A 16,340-nucleotide genomic window follows, 5' to 3' on the forward strand; every position below is an offset into this window, starting at 1 on the left:
GCCCGCGAAACCACCCCCGCGACCGACACCCCCGCCACCGTCCACGCCGCCGCCGACGCCCTCGCCGAGACCTGGCCCGAACACGAGCACACCGCCCGCGACCTGACCGCCGTCCTGCGCGCCAACACCGACACTCTCACCACCCACTCCGGCGACCTCCTCTGGCACCCCCACGGCCACCCCGTCCTGTTCACCGCAGGCCACAGCCTGAACAGCACAGGCATGTTGCACGCCGCCGTTGCTCACTGGCAGAGGCTCGCAGCGGATAGCGAGCGGGTGCTCGGCGACGAGCACCCCCACACTCTGGCCGCCTGCGGCAACCTGGCCTTCTGCTACGGGCGGGTGGGGCGTACGGGTGAGGCGATCGTGCTCGATGAGCGGGTGCTGGCCGACGCCGAACGGATCCTCGGAACCGACCACCCCGACACGCTGTCCGTGCGTGCGAACCTCGCGGCGTCCTACCAGCAGGCGGGGCGTACGAGTGAGGCGATCGACCTGCGGGAGCGGGTGCTGGCCGATGCCGAGCGGTTGCTCGGTGAGGAGCATCCCGACACGCTGTCCTCCCACGCCAACCTGGCCTCCTCCTATGGGCAGGCGGGGCGTACGGGTGAGGCGATCGTGATCGAGGAGCGAGTGCTCGCCGACCGTGAGCGGCTACTCGGCGAGGAGCATCCCGGAACCCTGGCCGCCCGTGCGAACCTCGCCGTCTCCTACGGGCGGGCGGGGCGTGCGCGTGAGGCGATCGTGCTGGAGGAGCGGGTGCTGGCCGATGCCGAGCGGTTGCTCGGTGAGGAGCATCCCGACACCCTGACCTCCCGCGCCAACCTGGCCTCCTCCTACTGGCGGGCGGGGCGTACGGGTGAGGCGATCGTGCTGGAGGAGCGGGTGCTGGCCGACCGTGAGCGGCTGCTCGGTGAGGAGCATCCCAACACCCTGACCGCCCGTGCGAACCTCGCGGCTTCCTACCGGCAGGCGGGGCGTACGGGTGAGGCGATCGTGCTCGAGGAGCGGGTGCTGGCCGACCGTGAGCGGCTGCTCGGTGAGGAGCATCCCGACACCCTGACCGCCCGGGGTAACCTCGCGGCTTCCTACGGGCAGGCGGGGCGTACGGGTGAGGCGATTGTGCTTGAGGAGCGGTTGACCGCCGACTTCGAGCGGCTGCTCGGTGAGGAGCACCCCCACACTCTGACCGCCCGCCAGAACCTGGCCGTCTCCTGCTGGCGGGCGGGGCGTAGGGGTGAGGCGATCGACCTACTGGAGCGGGTGCTGGCCGACCGTGAGCGGATTCTCGGCCACGACCACCCCGAAACCCTGACCACTCGCAGCAACCTGGCCTTCTCCTGCTGGCAGGAAGGGCGTAGGGGTGAGGCGATCGACCTACTGGAGCGGGTGCTCGCCGACCGTGAGCGGATTCTCGGCCACGACCACCCCGACACCCGAGCGGCTGCCGACCGGCTCCGGAGCTGGCGCAGCCCCTGACATCACAGCGACGGTGGCACCCGCCCCGGCACGCACGAGGGGGCCACCGCCACCGGTTCGCGACCGTCTTTCCCGGCCCGCCTGGCCTGCTCGGATTTCGGCCGCCGGGAACGCCGGAACGGGTCGCCCCCAAGCGCCGGGCCGTTCGGTGTTGCTCTACCAGTCGATCCGCATGCCGAGGTAGTCCTCGTCGGACGGGTGGGCCGCCCGCTCGTCCGCGTCACGAACCCCGGGCAGCGCCCGCTCGCCGGAGCCCGGCCGGCCCCGGTCGACGCACGGCTCCCGCCGGACCAACCACTCCAACGCGGCCTTCAGGTCATCCCGCAACCGGTGCCGACGGTGGCAGCCCACGCCCCCGCAGGACCGCCCGAGCGGCTCGAAGGCCCCGCTCACGCCCACTCGACGCCGTGTTCGGCGAGCTGCGCGAGCTGGCCCGGCGTCAGCTTCGTCCGCCTCGCCTTGGCGTTGATCAAGAATGGACCCAGCGCCACCTGGTGCACCACGACCCAGTCTTCGCCGCCGGGGCCGGCCTTCACGGTCTCCAACGGCTCACGGTGAGGCCGGGGCACCCGCGCGTGCCGCTCCCGTGCGGCGAACTGGGCGAGCGCGACGATGCCCTGGGCGAACCGGTCACCGCGGGACACAATCGGCTTCGCCTCGGCGGCGGCCTTCGCGGCCACCAGCTCCTGGTCCGCCTCGATGCCGATCGCCGACAGCAGGTCCCGCTGGTCCTCCGCCAGGCCGGGCCAGCTGGCCCGCTGCGCCTGCACCCAGCGGCCGAGCTGCTCGCCCTCGAACACCGTGTCCAGCGGCAGGGCAGGCCAGTGGACCAGGCCGTCGGTGTCCAGCCATCACATCCGGGCGGTCGCGTAGGCGCGCTGCCAGGTGACCAGCTACACCGTGCACCACCACGGGTCGATCTCCTCGAGCGCGCGGCGCCGCTCCGCAGCGAGCGCCCCCTGCTCCCCGGCCGGCAGTTGCGCCGCGGCCCGCAGCTCCGAGAGCCACGTCCCGATCGCGTATCCGCCGGCCGACCCGCCGGAGCGCTAGTGCTAGGTGATCCGCGACACCGGGCACCGTCATGGGTCGGTCTCCGCCGCCGTCCTTGCCGTTCTCGACGCACCGCCCGAGCCGCCGATCGTCCAGGACGGCCGGTACCTCCCGGAGCCGTGCCGGTTCTCACCGGAGCAGGTCACCGAGTTTCGGCCCCGGGGGCGGGCGCGTAGCTGTGTCCCTCGTCGAGGAACGCGACCGTGGTGCCTGGCTCGGCGGCCCGCGCCCATCGGGTGCCCCAGCCGGCCGCGCCGGGGCTGTCGGCAGCGTGGAGTGAGATCTCGATGTCGAACGCCGACGCCTTGGGTCGGAAGCGCCGGATCGAGTAGGTCCGCACCCGCGGGCGCTGCTTGCTGCCCTGGAGCGTGAGCTGGAGAATCCACCGCTCGCTGCTGGGCAGGAACACCTCGGCGGCATCGTCGTCGGGGTCAGCGAAGAACAGACGTCCGGCCTGGTCGAAGCCCGCCCGCTCCAGGTACTGGACGTCCTCGCCGCCGAGCGTGACGGTCATGAAGTGCGGACTGGGTTGCTCGCTTCCCTGCACGGTCAGCGACAGCATCCGTCGCCTGCCTGGGCGCTGGATCCGGGAGGCCACCGCTACCTCTCTCGGGGACGGGACTTGAGGTTCATCGTGGTCATGCGACCACTGTCGGCGGGGCGCCTCGTGTGATACCACCGGTAACCTGACGCCTGATGCTGAAAACTCGCCAACCTTCATCGACACCCACCGAGACAGACGAGGAGATCCTGCAGGGCGGTGCCTGGCTGCCGCACGGCTTTCAGCTCGATCCGCACAGCCACGTCCACGGTCAGCTGGTCTACGCCGCCGCCGGCACCCTGGTCACGGCGACGGAGCGCGGCACGTGGGTCGCCCCGGCCGACCGGATCACCTGGACGCCTCCGCGCTTTGCCCACGCGCACCGCTTCTACGGGCAGACCGACGTACGGCTGGTGTCCGTCCCGCTCGACTTGTGCGCCGTGCTCATCGATCACCCCAGCGTCTTCGCGGTAAGCCCGCTGCTGCGCGAGGCCCTTCTGACGCTCACCGACGAGCCGCAACGGCGCCCCGGCGCCCACCGGCGCCTGCTCGCCGTGATCGTGGACGAGTTGTCCGACGCCGCCGAGACCTCCCTGCACCTTCCCCAAGCGAGCGACGACCGACTGCGCGCCGCCACCGACCTGCTGCGCGCGGACCCCGCCCGGTCTTCCACCCTGGCCGAACTGGGCCGGGCGGTGGGAGCCAGCGAACGCACGCTCAGCCGCCTGTTCCACACCGAGCTGAGCATGAGCTTCCACCGCTGGCGGACCACCCTGCGCATCCACCACGCTCTGGCGCACCTGACCGACGGGATGACGGTGACGCAGACCGCAGTCGCGTGCGGCTGGTCCAATCCGTCCACCTTTATCGACGCCTTCACCGAGGTCGTCGGCCAGACACCCGGCCGCTACCAGGCTGGTCTCCGCATTCACGGACGCTAGCCGCCAGGCCGTCTGCCCGATTTGTGCGGGTCGAGCGCGCAGTGGGCGTGGCCCGAATCGGCTTGGCGGGTTTCCGGTATCGGGTGTCGACTTACCGGTGGTCTGGAGTCCGCCGGGTCTTTCACAGTGGACAGCGAGCGAGCGTCGGCCCCCGACCCCATGGCCGGCGCCGCGATGTACGCGTTCGGCGCGTACCGACCACCGTACAGATCATGAAGGGCCTGAACGCATGACTGAGACACGCGACGACACGGCCGTCGTCATCATCGGGGCCGGCGTCGCCGGTCTGACCCTCGGCAACCTCCTGCTGCGCACCGGCGTCGCCTGCGTCGTGCTGGAGAAGCACCCTCGCGCCTACGTCGACAAGCGCCAGCGCGCCGGAACGATCGACACCTTCGGGGTGCGCCTGTTCCGTGACTGGGGCCTGGAGGAAGTCCTGGCGGGCGACCCGATCCCGCACAGCGAGGACGGCTTCTACATCGACGGCCACGCGATGCCCATCGACGTGGACGAGGACGACAACGAGAACCTGTACTGCCCGCAGCAGGTCCTGGTGCGCAACCTCACCGACGTCTTTCTCCGCGAAGGCGGTGACCTGCGCTACGAGGCCGCGGACGTCGCTCCGGAGAACCTCGCCGAGGGCCGCCCGGTGGTGCGCTACCGAGACGCCAAAGGCGCGCCGCGGGCCATCGAGTGCGACTTCGTAGCCGGCTGCGACGGCTTCCACGGCGTCTCCCGCCGGTCCATCCCCGCCGCCGCGCTGACCGAGTACTCCCACGAGTGCGGCTACTCCTGGCTCAGCGTCCTGGCCGCCACCGAGACCAAGCCCTCGGGCATGGCGATCCACGAACTGGGCCTGGCCGGGATGATCCCCCGCGGCCCCGGAGCCAGCCGCATCTACCTCCAGTGCGCGGTCGACGACACCCCCGAACGGTGGCCGGACGAGCGCATCTGGAGCGAACTGGAGGCCCGTTTCGGCACGCCGCCCTCGCGCGGGCAGATCCTGTCCAAGCAGATCGTTCCGCTGCGCAGCGTGGTGTTCGACCCGATGAGCTACGGCAGCCTGTACCTCCTGGGCGACGCCGCGCACATCGTGCCACCGATGAGCGCCAAGGGCATCCACCTCGCTCTGCACGACACCGAGGTCTTCGCCCGTGCGGTGATCCGCCATGCCACCGAGGGCGACTCCAGCCTCCTCGACAACTACTCGCAGACCTGTCTGCCGCACATCTGGAACTATCAGGCGTTCGCCACGTGGATCACCGATATCATGCACAACGCCGGATTCGCCGGCTACGAGGGCGAGTTCAAGAAGCAGATCGCCCGCGCCGAACTCCAGCGCCAGTTCGCCTCGGAGTCGGCGAACAAGCTGTTCAGTGAACTCACAGCCGGAACCAACTAGGCCCCACCTCTTCCTCCGGAATTGTGCCGCGTCGTCGTCCTCGTCCAGCTCCGGCGCCTCCGGGTCGCGCAGCGGGCGCAGGGCGCCGGGGTGGAGGCGGTGAAGCAGTAGCGGCGGAGCAGGTTCTTATCTGGTTGCGGTGCTTGAGCGGGGACAGTCGGGCGATGTCCTCGTCTCGGATCTCGTGGCCCTCGACCCCACGCCTGGCCAGAAGCGTCAACCGAACTCGGCAGACCCCGGGTTCGACGCCGCGTACAACTGGCAACACGGCAGCTCGCAGCGCCAGGCGATGTGCCACGTATCGGCAGTGGTCGCATGAGTCGAACCCACGTCCACCAAGATCGGTACGACAACGGCGGCCCAGGCCGGCGGCAGGTTTTTTGGGGTGGGCTGTTAGATCGGGGGTTCTGTCGACACTTACCGGGTGACGACGGACTTGGGGAGTGGTTTTTTGGGGGTTCAGGATGAGTTCGAGTCGGTGTACGTGGAGCACTATCCGGTGGTGTACCGGTATGTGCTGAGGCGTGTGCCGCCGGCCGATGTGCAGGACGTGACGGCGGAGGTGTTCACGACGGCGTGGCGGCGGTTCGGGGAGGTTCCCCGTGGTGCCGTGCTGCCGTGGTTGTACGGGGTCGCGCGCAACACGGTCGCCAACCAGTACCGGGGCGCCGACCGGGACGCGGCGCTGGCGGCGGCGGTGGGCGCGGTGGCTCCGGGCGCGGTGCGGGACGTGGGGGAGGAGTTCACGGTCCGGGACACGGTCCGTCGGGCATGGGCCGCTCTGTCCGTCGACGACCGTGAGCTGCTGGCTCTGATCGGCTGGGAGGGGCTCGCCGTCCGGGATGCCGCACGGGTGCTCGGCTGCTCGTCCGCCGCCTGTTCGGTCCGGCTGATGCGGGCCAGGGGCAGGTTGAGGAAGGCTCTGCAGGAGTCGGAACGCACGGGCGGCGCCGGGTCGTCACGCAGGAACGAGCAGAGCTTGGGGGCCGCACGATGAGGAACACGCGTATCGACGAACTGATGGCGCGGGCCGACCCGGCCGCGGGGGCGAGCGTTCCGGAGGCCGACCGGGCGCTGCTGGGCCGGATCCTGGCCGACCCGGCGGGCCCGCCGGGCCCGGCTGCGAGCCCGGCCCCGGTGAGGGCGGGCGGGCGCCGGCGCCTGGTCTACGGTCTGGCGTGCGCGGCGGCCGCGGCCGTGACGGCGGTGGCGGTCCTCGCGTTGCCCGGCTCGGGCGGGACGTCGTTCGCGGCCACGCCCCCGCCGCTGGCCTACCACCTCACGGCCCAACAGGCCGGTGTGAAGGCGGGCACGGAGCTCCTGTCGCTCGCGCAGCGGGTGCGCGGCCTTCCGGACGTACCGGCGGCGGGCGCCGCGGGGGAGGGAGCGCTGCGGTGGCGGCAGTGGTCGCTGAACACCCGGGACGACCACGGGAAGGTCACCTCGAAGGTCGTGCCGGTCGAGAACGAGGTGACGCCCGGGCCCCAGGGCCCTGTCCTGACCAGCAGGTCCCTCGAGGACGGCAAGGAGCGGGTGGAGCGCATGCCGGCCACCCCGACGCTGCCGCAGGGCGAGGTGCCGGCGACGGGCACGGCGTTGAAGGACTGGCTGCGAGGCAGCACACCCGGCGTCGACAATCCGAACGGGGCCTCGCAGGTACTCCGCGATCTGCTGACCCAGAGGGTGCTGGGCCCCGCGTCGCGTGCGGCGGTGCTGGAGTGGATCGCCGGGCTTCCCGGCCTGGAGATCACCGGGGACGTGACGGACCGCGCGGGGCGCCCGGGTGTCGCCTACTCCGCGCTGTCCTCCGACAGCGGTCTGCCGACGCGGTACACCTTCGTCGTCGACCCCGCCTCCGGGAGCCTGCTGGCGATGGAGGAGATGCTCACCGAGACGGCAGGCATGCTCAACGTGCCGGTCCCCTCGGTGATCAGCTACACCGTCTACCTCGACCGCGCCCGCTGAACGTCCGGACGTGCCGGGTGGCGGGCGAGGTCGTCGCCCGCCACCCGGCGAGTGTCCTACTTGCAGGCGTAGAAGTACCCGGCCTTGTTGTCCATGGCATCGCCGACGTAGGAGACCATCGTGCCCGGGAGCTCGCGCCAGAGTCCGGTCCCGCCGCTGGTGTACACGTTGACCTGGAGAGCGCCGGTGTTGACCCAGCTCGAGGTCTGGCCCTCGAATCCGTAGCCGGAGAAGTGGACCGGCGTGCTGCAGTGCTCGTTGTTCCACTGCAGGCGCCGCCCGCGCCAGTCCTTGTCTTCGTAGAAGCAGTACCAGCGGTTGTCCGCCTTGCCGGCGGGACAGCCGTGCCAGTCGGGCCCGCCCGTGGCCGCGGCCGGGCTCTCGGACAGGGCCTGGATCTGGGCGGCCGTGACGCCCTGCTGCTTGAGCGCGGCCTTGCTGGCGGCCGGAGCGGTGGTGTGGCCCGGCAGAGGGAACACGACGATCGGGTCGCCGTTGTACGAGACCTCGTTGGCGCTGATCTGCACACCGCCACGGGTCGTGGCGAGCTGCCGGTCGATCTGCTCCTGGAGCTCGGTGCCGGCCTGCGCCGACAGCCCCCGGACCTCGGCCCTGCCGTCGGCCGCCGCCCAGGACCGCGCCACCGCCGAGGCGGTCGGCGCCGCATCCGCTGCCGGACCGGCCGCCAGGACTCCGCCGACGGCCACGCAGAGCGCAACCAGAACGCTCGATGCCTTCCTCAAAGATCCCCCAATGATATTTCGTGAAATCGAAAGGCGTGACAGGTGTTCCGTGCACGCCGATTCGGACGGTATCCGAATTCTTGAGCGGGAACCGGGGCGCGTGGGAGTAAGAAAGCCAGGTGTGAAACCCGGGGTCGCACGTTCGCAGCATGTGCGACATGTCCGTAAAATCGCCCGGACCGGAGGTTGATATGATCAAATTTGCCCTGTTTGGGAGACTGGTCCCAAACAGGGCAATGATGGATGAATTCGGCAGAGAGTCCAGCCGGTCGGCCGGCGTTCAACCTCCACTCGGCCGCACCCGAAGAGCAAAGACCCTCCTTCTGGCGGGGGAGTCAGCATGGCTTGAACGGGGCCACGGATTTCCTGCACCATCGCGGAACCGGTGTTGGACGACTGACCCCCCGGCAATGTCGGGCAGGGGCAGAACCCATTTCCTTCCGCTCCGCGCCGACTGCGGCATCCCGGCGGGGGTCAGGTCGGCCGCGAGGAGCGTGGGGGAGGCGATCGGCGGCGGCGTTGCACAGCGCGTCCGCCGTGGTCGGCTCGATCCCGGCGGTGGTGCGGGCGGTGTCGGCGCGGTGCTCGGCTGGGCGGACCCGGCGGACGCCGGGGAGGGGGAATTCGGCGAGCAGGCCGACCGGGCCAAGGCCAAGGCCCGCGACGGAGCAGCACAAGCACCAGGCGCCTCTGCACCCGACCCGACCGCCGCACCGAGCGGTGCAGCAGCCGGCCCTGCCCCTGCACCGCCCCCCGTAGCACCCGTTGCACCGGCGGCCGCCACCGCCACCGCCACCGGCGCCGACCTCGCTCGCGGGGAGGACATGGCGCAAGCCACCGCCGCGGTGGCCGGTTCCGGTTGACCCCCGCCTGCGCGACTACCGGGCGTTCGGAGGCCGTCCCGGGGCACGACGCCGGGGGCGGGGTCAGAAATTTCCGACCCCGCCATCACCTCCGCGTTCACGGGGAGGACTTGGTGGCGTCGGTGGTGACGTGGCCGTCGACTGGTTGACTTCCGTGTTCGTGGGGAGGGCTCTTGGTGGCGTGCGTTGTTGTCATGGTTTTGCTTTTTCGTGACTGGTCCACTCGGGTGTGGCGGTTCGGGTTGGTCTGCTGAGGTGTCGAGGTGCAGTGTTGATCGTGGCGGGCGGTGGTGGTGCTGGGGTGTTGTCCGTGGACGGTGCGGGGCGGTTGCTGGGCGCGTCTGCGTGGGCAGGACTTGGTCACTGACTGCGCCGGTTTTGTGGTCTCCGGTTGACTCGTGGGTGCGGGGATCTGGGCGTCCTGGCTCGGTTTCTCTGTTGTTGTTCGGGGTCACGTGGTCGATGGGGGGATGTGGGGTTTGGTTGTGGGTTCTGTCGGTGTTCGTCGTGGGGTGCTCGGGTTCCTCGCCGCTCTTGGGGGTTCTGCTGCTGTTCGTGGGTGTCGGTCGTCGGGTGGTCGATGGAGGGTGGCGGGTCCGGCGTGGTCTGGATCAGGTGTACGAGTGACCGTGCGACGCCGTCGCGGTCGGCCGGGCCGAAGCAGTCGGCCGGCGTGTGGGTTTTCCTCACGGTGGCAGGGGGAGTGATCGCCTCGGGCTGCTTCGCCCGCCGCTCGATCTCCTTCTCGTCGGCGTCCCGATCCGGGAGGGCGCCATCGGTGACAAGCGCACGGGCTTCGGATCTCATCCGCGAATGATCGGCGGCCAGGTTCGACCGGAGCAGGCACCCGCGAACGACCGGGTTCGTCAGCGCTCTGCCCGCCGCGCGTTCGTGGGGAAGGGAAGGACTCCACTTGCCGCACCGAGCGGACGAGGGGTCACCCTGTGGGTGGGGGGCGTCAGCGGGAAGGATGGCGAGCGGGCCTGCGGGTGCGCTCATCGGGCACCGACCGGGTGAGGACGCCGAGTGTGAGCAGAGCGAGCGCCGGCAGCACGGCGACGATGATTCCCATCGGCAGGGCGTCGGTGGCGCCACGCGCGCCGGCCAGCGGAGCAAGTGCCGCGCCGATCATGAACTGGCTGAAGCCGAGCAGGGCGGCGGCCGACCCGGCGTGTCCGCCGTGGTCGGCCAGGGCCTGGGCCGCGGCGTTCGGCATGACGAGGCCCACGCTGGAGACCAGGACGAACAGGCCGATCAGGAGCGGGGGCAGGGGTGCGCGTGTGAGCACGGCGCCCAGGACCGTGGTGCCACCGGCTGTCGCGCCCAGCAGACCGGCGAGCAGCAGCACGCGGGCGCCGGCCCGGGCCACCAGCCGTCCGCTGGTCTGGGCGGCCGCGATGAGTCCGGTGGCGTTGACGGCGAACACGGCGCTGTACTGCTGCGGTGACAGGCCGTGGATTTCCTGCAGGACGAACGGCGAGCCGGAGATGTAGGCGAACATCGCCGCGAAGACCAGGCCGTTGGCCAGGACGTATCCGGTGAAGACCCGGTCGCCGAGCAGTTGTCCGACGACAGCCGGCAGCGGCTGGCGTGGCGCGGAGGACCGGGTCTCCGGCAGTCCTGCGGCGGAGGCCGCCAGCATCACGGCGCCGAGTACGGCCAGGGCCACGAAGATTCCGGGCCAGGCCGTGACGCGCAGTAGCTGGCCGCCGAGGACCGGCGCGAACACCGGCGCCAGGCCGGTGATCAAGGTCAGTGCGGAGAAGAGACGTGCGGTGCGGGTTCCGGAGGTGCGGTCGCGGACCATGGCGTTGGCGATGACGATGCCGAACGCCCCGCCGATGCCCTGGACCAGGCGTAGGCCGACGAAGGTCCGGACGTCGGGCGCCAGCGCGCAGAGCGCGCTGGCGATCGTGTAGAGGGCGAGGCCCGCCAGCAACGGACGCCGCCGGCCGTAGGTGTCGCTCAGCGGCCCGGCGATCAGCTGCCCGATGGCCAGCCCGGCCAGGCAGGCGGTGATGGTGAGCTGGGTGGCCGCGGCGCTGGCGCGCAGGTCGCCGGCGAGGTCCGGCAGTCCGGGCAGGTAGCCGTCGATGGACAGTGGTCCCAGGGCCACGAGCGCTGCGAGCAGGACGATGAATCGGGTTTGCCGACCGGCGGCGTCGTCGCTCATGGCTCAGTACGCCACGGTGATACGGCGGCGGATCGCGGTGCCGCTCTCGATCGTGTCGGCCAAGGCGATCGCGTAGTCGGCGTACGTGATGCGGCTGTTGCCGTCGTCGTCGGTGAGCAGGGTGTCCCCGGCGCTGCGGTAGGCTCCGGTCCGCTCGCCCGCTCCGATGACTGCGGCGGGCGACACGTACGTCCAGTCGAGGTCGTGCACGCCGCGGTAGAGGTCGAGCGCTTCGGACTGGGCCTCGGCGTTGGCCTTCCACAGCGCGGGGAAGTCCGGGTCGTCCATGACCCGGGCGCCGGTCGGCGTGCGTAGGCTACCGGCACCGCCGACGGTGACCAGGCGGGTGACGCCGGCCCGGCGGAGTCCGTCGATCAGCGCGCGGGCGGCACCGAGGATCGTGGCGCGGTCGTTCTCCTGGCCGATCCGGGGGCCGACGGCCGACAGTACGGCGTCGTGGGAGGCGGCGAGGCCGGCGACCGCGGCGGCGTCCGTGACGTCACCGGTGGTCACGGTCAGGGCCCTGTGCTCGAGTGCGTCGATGTGGCCGGCTCGGGTGACCGCGGTGACGGTGTGGCCGCGACGCAGTAGTTCCTCGGTGGCGGGCCGGCCGATGTTGCCGCTGGCACCGAACAGGACGATCTTCATGTGTTGCTCCTTGTTTCCGATGGTCAGAGGACGGGCTGGCCGTCGGCGATGATGGCCGCGGTGATGCCGCGCTCGTCGGCGGCGTGCTGGAAGCGCTGCTCGATGTCGGGTTGTTCGGTGTAGAACGGCGGGTTGTGGAAGAGGCCGTAGTGCATGGCGCAGACGGTGCCGGCGCCGAGTGCGACGGCGGCCTCGACGCCCTGTTCGGGGGTCATGGTCGCCGGGACGTTGGCCGCGTAGCCCTCGAAGTGGGCGATGACGCCGTTGACCGGGACGAACGCGACGTCGAACGGGCCGTGGTCGCGGGCGATCTGCCACCAGCTGCCGTGCCACTGGGTGTCGCCGCAGTGGATGATCCGCCGACCGGCGCCTTCGACGACCCAGGCGACCTGGTCACAGTCGTTGCCGCGCCAGTCCAGCGAGGTCACCGGGGTGACGGTCAGCTCTCCGATGCGGCGTGACCGGCCCAGGTCCTGGGCGACTGGGGTGATGCCCACCTCGTGCAGCGCCGCCGCGCTCGGGGTGTGGCAGCCGATCGTGCCGGTGGCCGCGATCCGGGCGATCAGGTCGTGGTCGTAGTGGTCGGGGTGCAGGTGGGTGATGAGGGCGTGGGTGCCGGGCGGGGTGTCGACCGGGTCGACCGGCCGGTGCGGCGGCCCCATCACCGGCGCCAGCGGAGCGACGTTCTCGAGCGGGTCGATCAGCAGGCGGATGTCGCCGAGACGGATCTCGATGCCGGCCCAGGCCAGCCGACGCACGGAAAGGGTGGAGGTCATGGGCAGCGACGCTAGACCGACCTTGTTGAGAAAGTCAACAAGAGAGTTTTGAATCTCAACACCACGATGTAGGGTGGTGGCATGCGCACCTACGGGCAGTACTGCGGCATCGCGAAAGCACTGGACACCATCGGCGACCGATGGACCCTGCTGATCGTGCGTGAACTGCTCGCCCTGGGTCCCTGCCGGCACACCGATCTGCGCAACGGGCTGCCCGGGATCGCCAGCAACCTGCTGGTCGACCGGCTCCGCGAACTCGAGGAAGCCGGCCTGATCCACCGCGAGGCCGCGCCGCCGCCGGTCGCCACCACCCTGTTCTCCCTCACCGAGCGCGGCCGCGCGCTGGAGCCGGTGCTGCAGGAGCTGAGCCGGTGGGGCGTGCCGCTGTTGCGTGAGCCGGGCGGCAACGACACCTTCCGCACCCACTGGCTGGACATGCCCGCCCGGGCACTGACCGACCACCGCCCCGACCAGCCGGCAATCGCCCTGCAACTGCACGCCGACGGCAGCGAGGACCTGGTCATCGAAGTCAAGGACGGCTCGGTGCACACACACGCCGGCCGGGTCGACCACCCCACCGCGTCACTGACCGGGCCGCCGCACCTGCTGGCTGCGACTCTGCTCGGCGACCTCGATCTGAGCGCCGCACTACAGCAAGGCATGCGGCTCAGCGGCGAACGCGAGGCAGTGATGCGCATCCTGCCCCGCTGATCGACCGGCCGCTCGCGGGCCTGCGATCTCAGGCTCTACCGAGTCTGCGCGGTCTCGAAAACGGTCAGTTGTCGGAGTTCTGCAAGGCCCCGGATCGTGCCCGGCTCGCCCGGGTCTCCGTTCGCAGAACATCTCTCAGAACTCCCGCGTTCTGAAAGAGCGTTTTGTCCCGACAAGGGTGTTTGGCGGCTCTAGGGGAGGCCGAGTGAGCTGGGACAGCTGAGGCCAGAGTCGCGATCCGTGATGCGAGCGACGGCTGAGGCGATCGCCGGACACGTTTCCGCCCGTTCGCTCCTGTCTGATCCCAAGGCGCCCCCAATCGCCCCTGTTTGCGCCCTGTAATCGTGTGTCTGCCGACGGAACTATCGAAACGTGTCCCGACAGCGGTCGTATCCGAGTGACCTGTCCGATGCCCGATGGGAACTGCTCGAGCCCATTCTGTCGGCCTGGCGGGCCGAGCGACGAGGGAAGGGCCTGACCATCGGGCGGCCGCCCGAGCGCGACCTGCGTCGGATCATGGACGCGGTCTTGTACGTGGACCGGACCGGGATCCCCTGGCGCTACCTTCCCCACGACTTCGCGCCGTGGGAAACCGTCTACGGATACTTTGCGGCCTGGCAAAAAGACGGCGTGTTCAACCAGCTCAACGGCCTGCTCCGCCGACTGGTTCGGGAGGCCGCCGGCCGGGAAGCCGAACCGAGCGCGTGCGTGCTTGACGCCCAGAGCGTCAAGACCTCCGCCAACGTCCCGGCTGCCGGCCAAGGCATTGATGCGGGCAAGAAGATCGCGGGCCGCAAGCGCCATATCGGCGTCGACACGGTCGGCCTCCTCCTCGCCGTCTGGGTCACCGCAGCCAGCGTCTCCGACAACGCGGGCGGCATCCATCTTCTCTCGCACATCGCCGAGGCCCACCCCAGGATCACCAAGGCATGGGCCGACACCGGCTACCGAACCAAGGCCATCGAACACGGCGCCAGCCTCGGCATCGACGTCGAGGTCACCCACCGCGACCCGGGCCAGAAGGGCTTCAAGGTCATCCCGCGGCGCTGGGTCGTCGAGCGGACCTTCGGCCGGTTCATGAACCACCGCCGCCTCGCCCGTGACTACGAAACCCACCCGCACCGCTCCGAAGCAATGATCCGCATCGCGATGATCGACCTGATGAGCCGCAGGCTCACACGAGAGTCGACTCCGAACTGGAAGAACTTATAGCCGCCGGGCCACACTGACCCGCGCGTCCTCGCCCCTCATTTCCTGCGGCCAGCGGTCATCGATGACACCCGCCACCTCGCGGCAGACGCCACAGGCGTTCTCCCGCTCCGGCAGCCACCAGTGATCCGAAGGCAACATGCCTGCTACCTGGATTCCGCACAGTGTCCTGTCGAAAACGCCGAAGGCGTGGGCGACGTCGGCGGAAAGACCGTCCGCGACGGCCCTCTCCCAACGCATCTCCAAGGGCAAGTACGGCGGCCGTGAGACCTCGAACCACTCGCCACCGACATGCGTGGTGGCATGGCACCAGGGACAGGACCAAGACTCCTCGTCCCCCTCAGCCGGCAGCACCGGCCATCGCCACATCGCCCGTCCACACACATCGCACTCCACGGAAGGATCCTCACACGCCTCCGTGTGTGGCCCCAACCTGCTGACACTGCGCGACTTACCAAACACCCCCGACGGGACAAAACGCTCTTTTAGTCAAAATCAAGTCTCCACTGAACGTCGACGGTTCATAGCGCCCACATGCTTCGCAGTGTGAGCAGCCAGTTCCGCATCCAGATGCAGTTCCTCGTCCTCGATGAGCGCCTCCCAGTTCGTGATTCTAGTGTGACGCCGTGGTGGCTCGCGTCGCGCCCGGTCCAGCTCGGCCCTCGCGCGAGCGATCTTTAGGTGCTTGGCCGGTGCCCAGGAGAAGTCCATCGCATCGGCTCCTCGGAATTCGCATGAGGGCAGGACGGGCGCTGGCACGCTGCGTGCGTCCGCCCGTCTCAAATGGCGGGCTAGGGTGCGGTCCCGCACCCGTCGGCAGAGCAGCGCACAGCTGGCAACGGACGTGAGGCAGCCCAGTGCGCAGTTGCAGAGATTAGGTACCAGCAGGTCCAAGCCGGGCTCGCCCGCGATCTGGGTCGCCATCATTACTACCGTGACCAGGGCTGCTGTTTGGTACAGGTAGCCGGTCGCGGCAAGCGCCGGAATCAAGCCTGTGGCGAGGGCCAGTGCGGTCACCAGGACCCATGGGGATCCAGTACAGGAAAAGACCAACCAGCTGAACAAGAGCCCCACCGCTGTGCCGCTGAGTCTTTCAACTGCCCGACCGGTCACCGGCCCCAGGTCCGGACGGCAGACGAAGGTGACAGTCAGCGCCGCCCAGTACGGATGCGGCAGCTGTAGGTTCTGAGCAATTGTACCTGCCAGCATTAGCGCTAAGCCGACTCCCAGGCCGCACCGCCAAGACTGAGTGTCGGTCAGGGTGACTTGGACAACCGACCACCGATAGCGTGCCAACTGCTGTGTTGGGCTTGCTGAGCCTTTGGCGCGCCCGAAAGATGGTTCCACCGCCGAGCGGGCCGCCCGGGTTACCCGTGCGTCGAGTGGCCGTACTGCCTTGGGCCACGGCCGGCTGACTGAAGAATCTGTCCTGTCAGGCCCGAGCGCGGCCAGCTTGCTTCCTTCCTCGCTCAATCGTTGCAGGACCCTCGAAGACACTTCCCAGCTCTGTACTCCGGCGGTCAAAGCCAATTCTGACAGAGCGATCATGCCTGGAAGGTGGCGTGCCAGCATGCTGCTGCCGCTGACCACGCCGGTGTGGCGGATCCGCTCGAGGATGTTCTGCAGATTGTGCCGCTTGGCCACTCCGGCCTCACCTGCTGAGCTCGGCTCCATCACCTCGATACACGAAGCCAAGCACTGCACCAGCAGCGCGCGCTCCGCGCGGTGACCGATGAACGGCCGGCCTAGGGGCTGTTCAGGGTTCGGATCTTGTGGTGGCTCGGTTGTGGGCTGGTGTGTCTGGTAGAACTCGGGATCGTGGCGCGTTTTGACGTGACG

At 69.8% G+C, this 16,340-nt stretch carries 16 protein-coding genes; 8 read left to right on the forward strand and 8 right to left on the reverse strand.

Annotated features, from left to right (window positions below; all coding sequences use genetic code 11):
- A partial coding sequence (locus tag ACIQ9P_RS39080) for a tetratricopeptide repeat protein (protein WP_402367238.1) occupies nt 1–1,479 on the forward strand: 1,479 nt, incomplete at its 5' end.
- A gap of 156 nt (nt 1,480–1,635) precedes the next feature.
- On the opposite strand, the gene ACIQ9P_RS39085 is transcribed toward ACIQ9P_RS39080, so the two are convergent.
- The 3 genes from ACIQ9P_RS39085 to ACIQ9P_RS39095 all read right to left on the reverse strand — a co-directional run bounded on the left by ACIQ9P_RS39085 (nt 1,636) and on the right by ACIQ9P_RS39095 (nt 3,250).
- Complete coding sequence (locus tag ACIQ9P_RS39085) at nt 1,636–1,806, reverse strand: hypothetical protein (protein ID WP_402367240.1); 171 nt, start codon at nt 1,804–1,806, stop codon at nt 1,636–1,638.
- A gap of 62 nt (nt 1,807–1,868) precedes the next feature.
- The gene (locus tag ACIQ9P_RS39090; RefSeq protein ID WP_402367243.1) at nt 1,869–2,279 is read right to left on the reverse strand and encodes a helicase associated domain-containing protein; all 411 of its coding nucleotides are present in this window, start codon (nt 2,277–2,279) and stop codon (nt 1,869–1,871) included.
- Nucleotides 2,280–2,671: 392 nt separating this feature from the next.
- Nucleotides 2,672–3,250 (reverse strand): siderophore-interacting protein, encoded by a 579-nt coding sequence (locus tag ACIQ9P_RS39095; RefSeq protein WP_402367246.1) that lies wholly within the window; start codon nt 3,248–3,250, stop codon nt 2,672–2,674.
- On the opposite strand from ACIQ9P_RS39095, the gene ACIQ9P_RS39100 reads away from it, so the two are divergent.
- From ACIQ9P_RS39100 to ACIQ9P_RS39115, 4 genes are all read left to right on the forward strand, one after another.
- Nucleotides 3,226–4,011 carry a helix-turn-helix domain-containing protein gene (locus tag ACIQ9P_RS39100; RefSeq protein ID WP_402367248.1) on the forward strand — a complete coding sequence of 262 codons (786 nt, stop codon included), beginning with the start codon at nt 3,226–3,228 and terminating at the stop codon, nt 4,009–4,011. The genes ACIQ9P_RS39095 and ACIQ9P_RS39100 overlap by 25 nt on opposite strands.
- A 229-nt stretch (nt 4,012–4,240) precedes the next feature.
- Entirely contained in the window at nt 4,241–5,413 is a 1,173-nt protein-coding gene (locus ACIQ9P_RS39105; protein WP_402367251.1) for a 4-hydroxybenzoate 3-monooxygenase, read from the forward strand.
- Between the two features lie 424 nt (nt 5,414–5,837).
- A complete protein-coding gene (locus tag ACIQ9P_RS39110; RefSeq protein ID WP_402367254.1) occupies nt 5,838–6,410 on the forward strand; it encodes an RNA polymerase sigma factor in 573 nt (190 codons plus the stop codon).
- Nucleotides 6,407–7,378: a hypothetical protein gene (locus ACIQ9P_RS39115; protein WP_402367257.1), complete on the forward strand. Its 972-nt coding sequence runs from the start codon at nt 6,407–6,409 to the stop codon at nt 7,376–7,378. Before ACIQ9P_RS39110 ends, ACIQ9P_RS39115 begins: the two co-directional genes overlap by 4 nt.
- 56 nt (nt 7,379–7,434) lie before the next feature.
- Here ACIQ9P_RS39115 and ACIQ9P_RS39120 read toward each other — a convergent pair whose 3' ends face one another.
- Entirely contained in the window at nt 7,435–8,121 is a 687-nt protein-coding gene (locus tag ACIQ9P_RS39120) for a peptidase inhibitor family I36 protein (protein WP_402367260.1), read from the reverse strand.
- 494 nt (nt 8,122–8,615) lie between these two features.
- Between ACIQ9P_RS39120 and ACIQ9P_RS39125 the strand changes: the two genes are divergently transcribed.
- Nucleotides 8,616–8,984, forward strand: a complete 369-nt coding sequence (locus tag ACIQ9P_RS39125) for a hypothetical protein (protein WP_402367262.1) — start codon at nt 8,616–8,618, stop codon at nt 8,982–8,984.
- A gap of 958 nt (nt 8,985–9,942) precedes the next feature.
- On the opposite strand, the gene ACIQ9P_RS39130 is transcribed toward ACIQ9P_RS39125, so the two are convergent.
- Genes ACIQ9P_RS39130 through ACIQ9P_RS39140 form a run of 3 tightly spaced genes read right to left on the reverse strand, consistent with a single transcriptional unit; the run spans nt 9,943 to nt 12,581 of the window.
- Nucleotides 9,943–11,157, reverse strand: coding sequence for a multidrug effflux MFS transporter (locus tag ACIQ9P_RS39130; protein WP_402367263.1), 1,215 nt, complete (start codon nt 11,155–11,157; stop codon nt 9,943–9,945).
- Nucleotides 11,158–11,160: 3 nt separating this feature from the next.
- The gene (locus tag ACIQ9P_RS39135; protein ID WP_402367265.1) at nt 11,161–11,805 is read right to left on the reverse strand and encodes an NAD(P)-dependent oxidoreductase; all 645 of its coding nucleotides are present in this window, start codon (nt 11,803–11,805) and stop codon (nt 11,161–11,163) included.
- Between the two features lie 23 nt (nt 11,806–11,828).
- On the reverse strand, nt 11,829–12,581 hold the full coding sequence (locus ACIQ9P_RS39140) for an MBL fold metallo-hydrolase (protein WP_402367267.1): 753 nt from the start codon (nt 12,579–12,581) through the stop codon (nt 11,829–11,831).
- Between the two features lie 81 nt (nt 12,582–12,662).
- Between ACIQ9P_RS39140 and ACIQ9P_RS39145 the strand changes: the two genes are divergently transcribed.
- Together ACIQ9P_RS39145 and ACIQ9P_RS39150 are read left to right on the forward strand one after the other, a co-directional pair.
- Nucleotides 12,663–13,292 (forward strand): winged helix-turn-helix transcriptional regulator, encoded by a 630-nt coding sequence (locus ACIQ9P_RS39145; RefSeq protein WP_402367269.1) that lies wholly within the window; start codon nt 12,663–12,665, stop codon nt 13,290–13,292.
- Nucleotides 13,293–13,664: 372 nt separating this feature from the next.
- Entirely contained in the window at nt 13,665–14,504 is an 840-nt protein-coding gene (locus tag ACIQ9P_RS39150; RefSeq protein WP_402367272.1) for an IS5 family transposase, read from the forward strand.
- Nucleotides 14,505–14,996: 492 nt separating this feature from the next.
- Here ACIQ9P_RS39150 and ACIQ9P_RS39155 read toward each other — a convergent pair.
- A partial coding sequence (locus ACIQ9P_RS39155; protein WP_402367275.1) for an FUSC family protein occupies nt 14,997–16,340 on the reverse strand: 1,344 nt, incomplete at its 5' end.

Source organism: Kitasatospora sp. NPDC094019, assembly GCF_044764505.1.
GTDB lineage: Bacteria > Actinomycetota > Actinomycetes > Streptomycetales > Streptomycetaceae > Kitasatospora.

Coding starts and splice junctions, on each gene's coding strand:
- ACIQ9P_RS39100 (WP_402367248.1), top strand. CDS start 3,226: ATGCTGAAAACTCGCCAACCTTCATCGACACCCACCGAGACAGACGAG.
- ACIQ9P_RS39095 (WP_402367246.1), bottom strand. CDS start 3,250: ATGAAGGTTGGCGAGTTTTCAGCATCAGGCGTCAGGTTACCGGTGGTA.
- ACIQ9P_RS39105 (WP_402367251.1), top strand. CDS start 4,241: ATGACTGAGACACGCGACGACACGGCCGTCGTCATCATCGGGGCCGGC.
- ACIQ9P_RS39115 (WP_402367257.1), top strand. CDS start 6,407: ATGAGGAACACGCGTATCGACGAACTGATGGCGCGGGCCGACCCGGCC.
- ACIQ9P_RS39130 (WP_402367263.1), bottom strand. CDS start 11,157: ATGAGCGACGACGCCGCCGGTCGGCAAACCCGATTCATCGTCCTGCTC.
- ACIQ9P_RS39135 (WP_402367265.1), bottom strand. CDS start 11,805: ATGAAGATCGTCCTGTTCGGTGCCAGCGGCAACATCGGCCGGCCCGCC.
- ACIQ9P_RS39140 (WP_402367267.1), bottom strand. CDS start 12,581: ATGACCTCCACCCTTTCCGTGCGTCGGCTGGCCTGGGCCGGCATCGAG.
- ACIQ9P_RS39145 (WP_402367269.1), top strand. CDS start 12,663: ATGCGCACCTACGGGCAGTACTGCGGCATCGCGAAAGCACTGGACACC.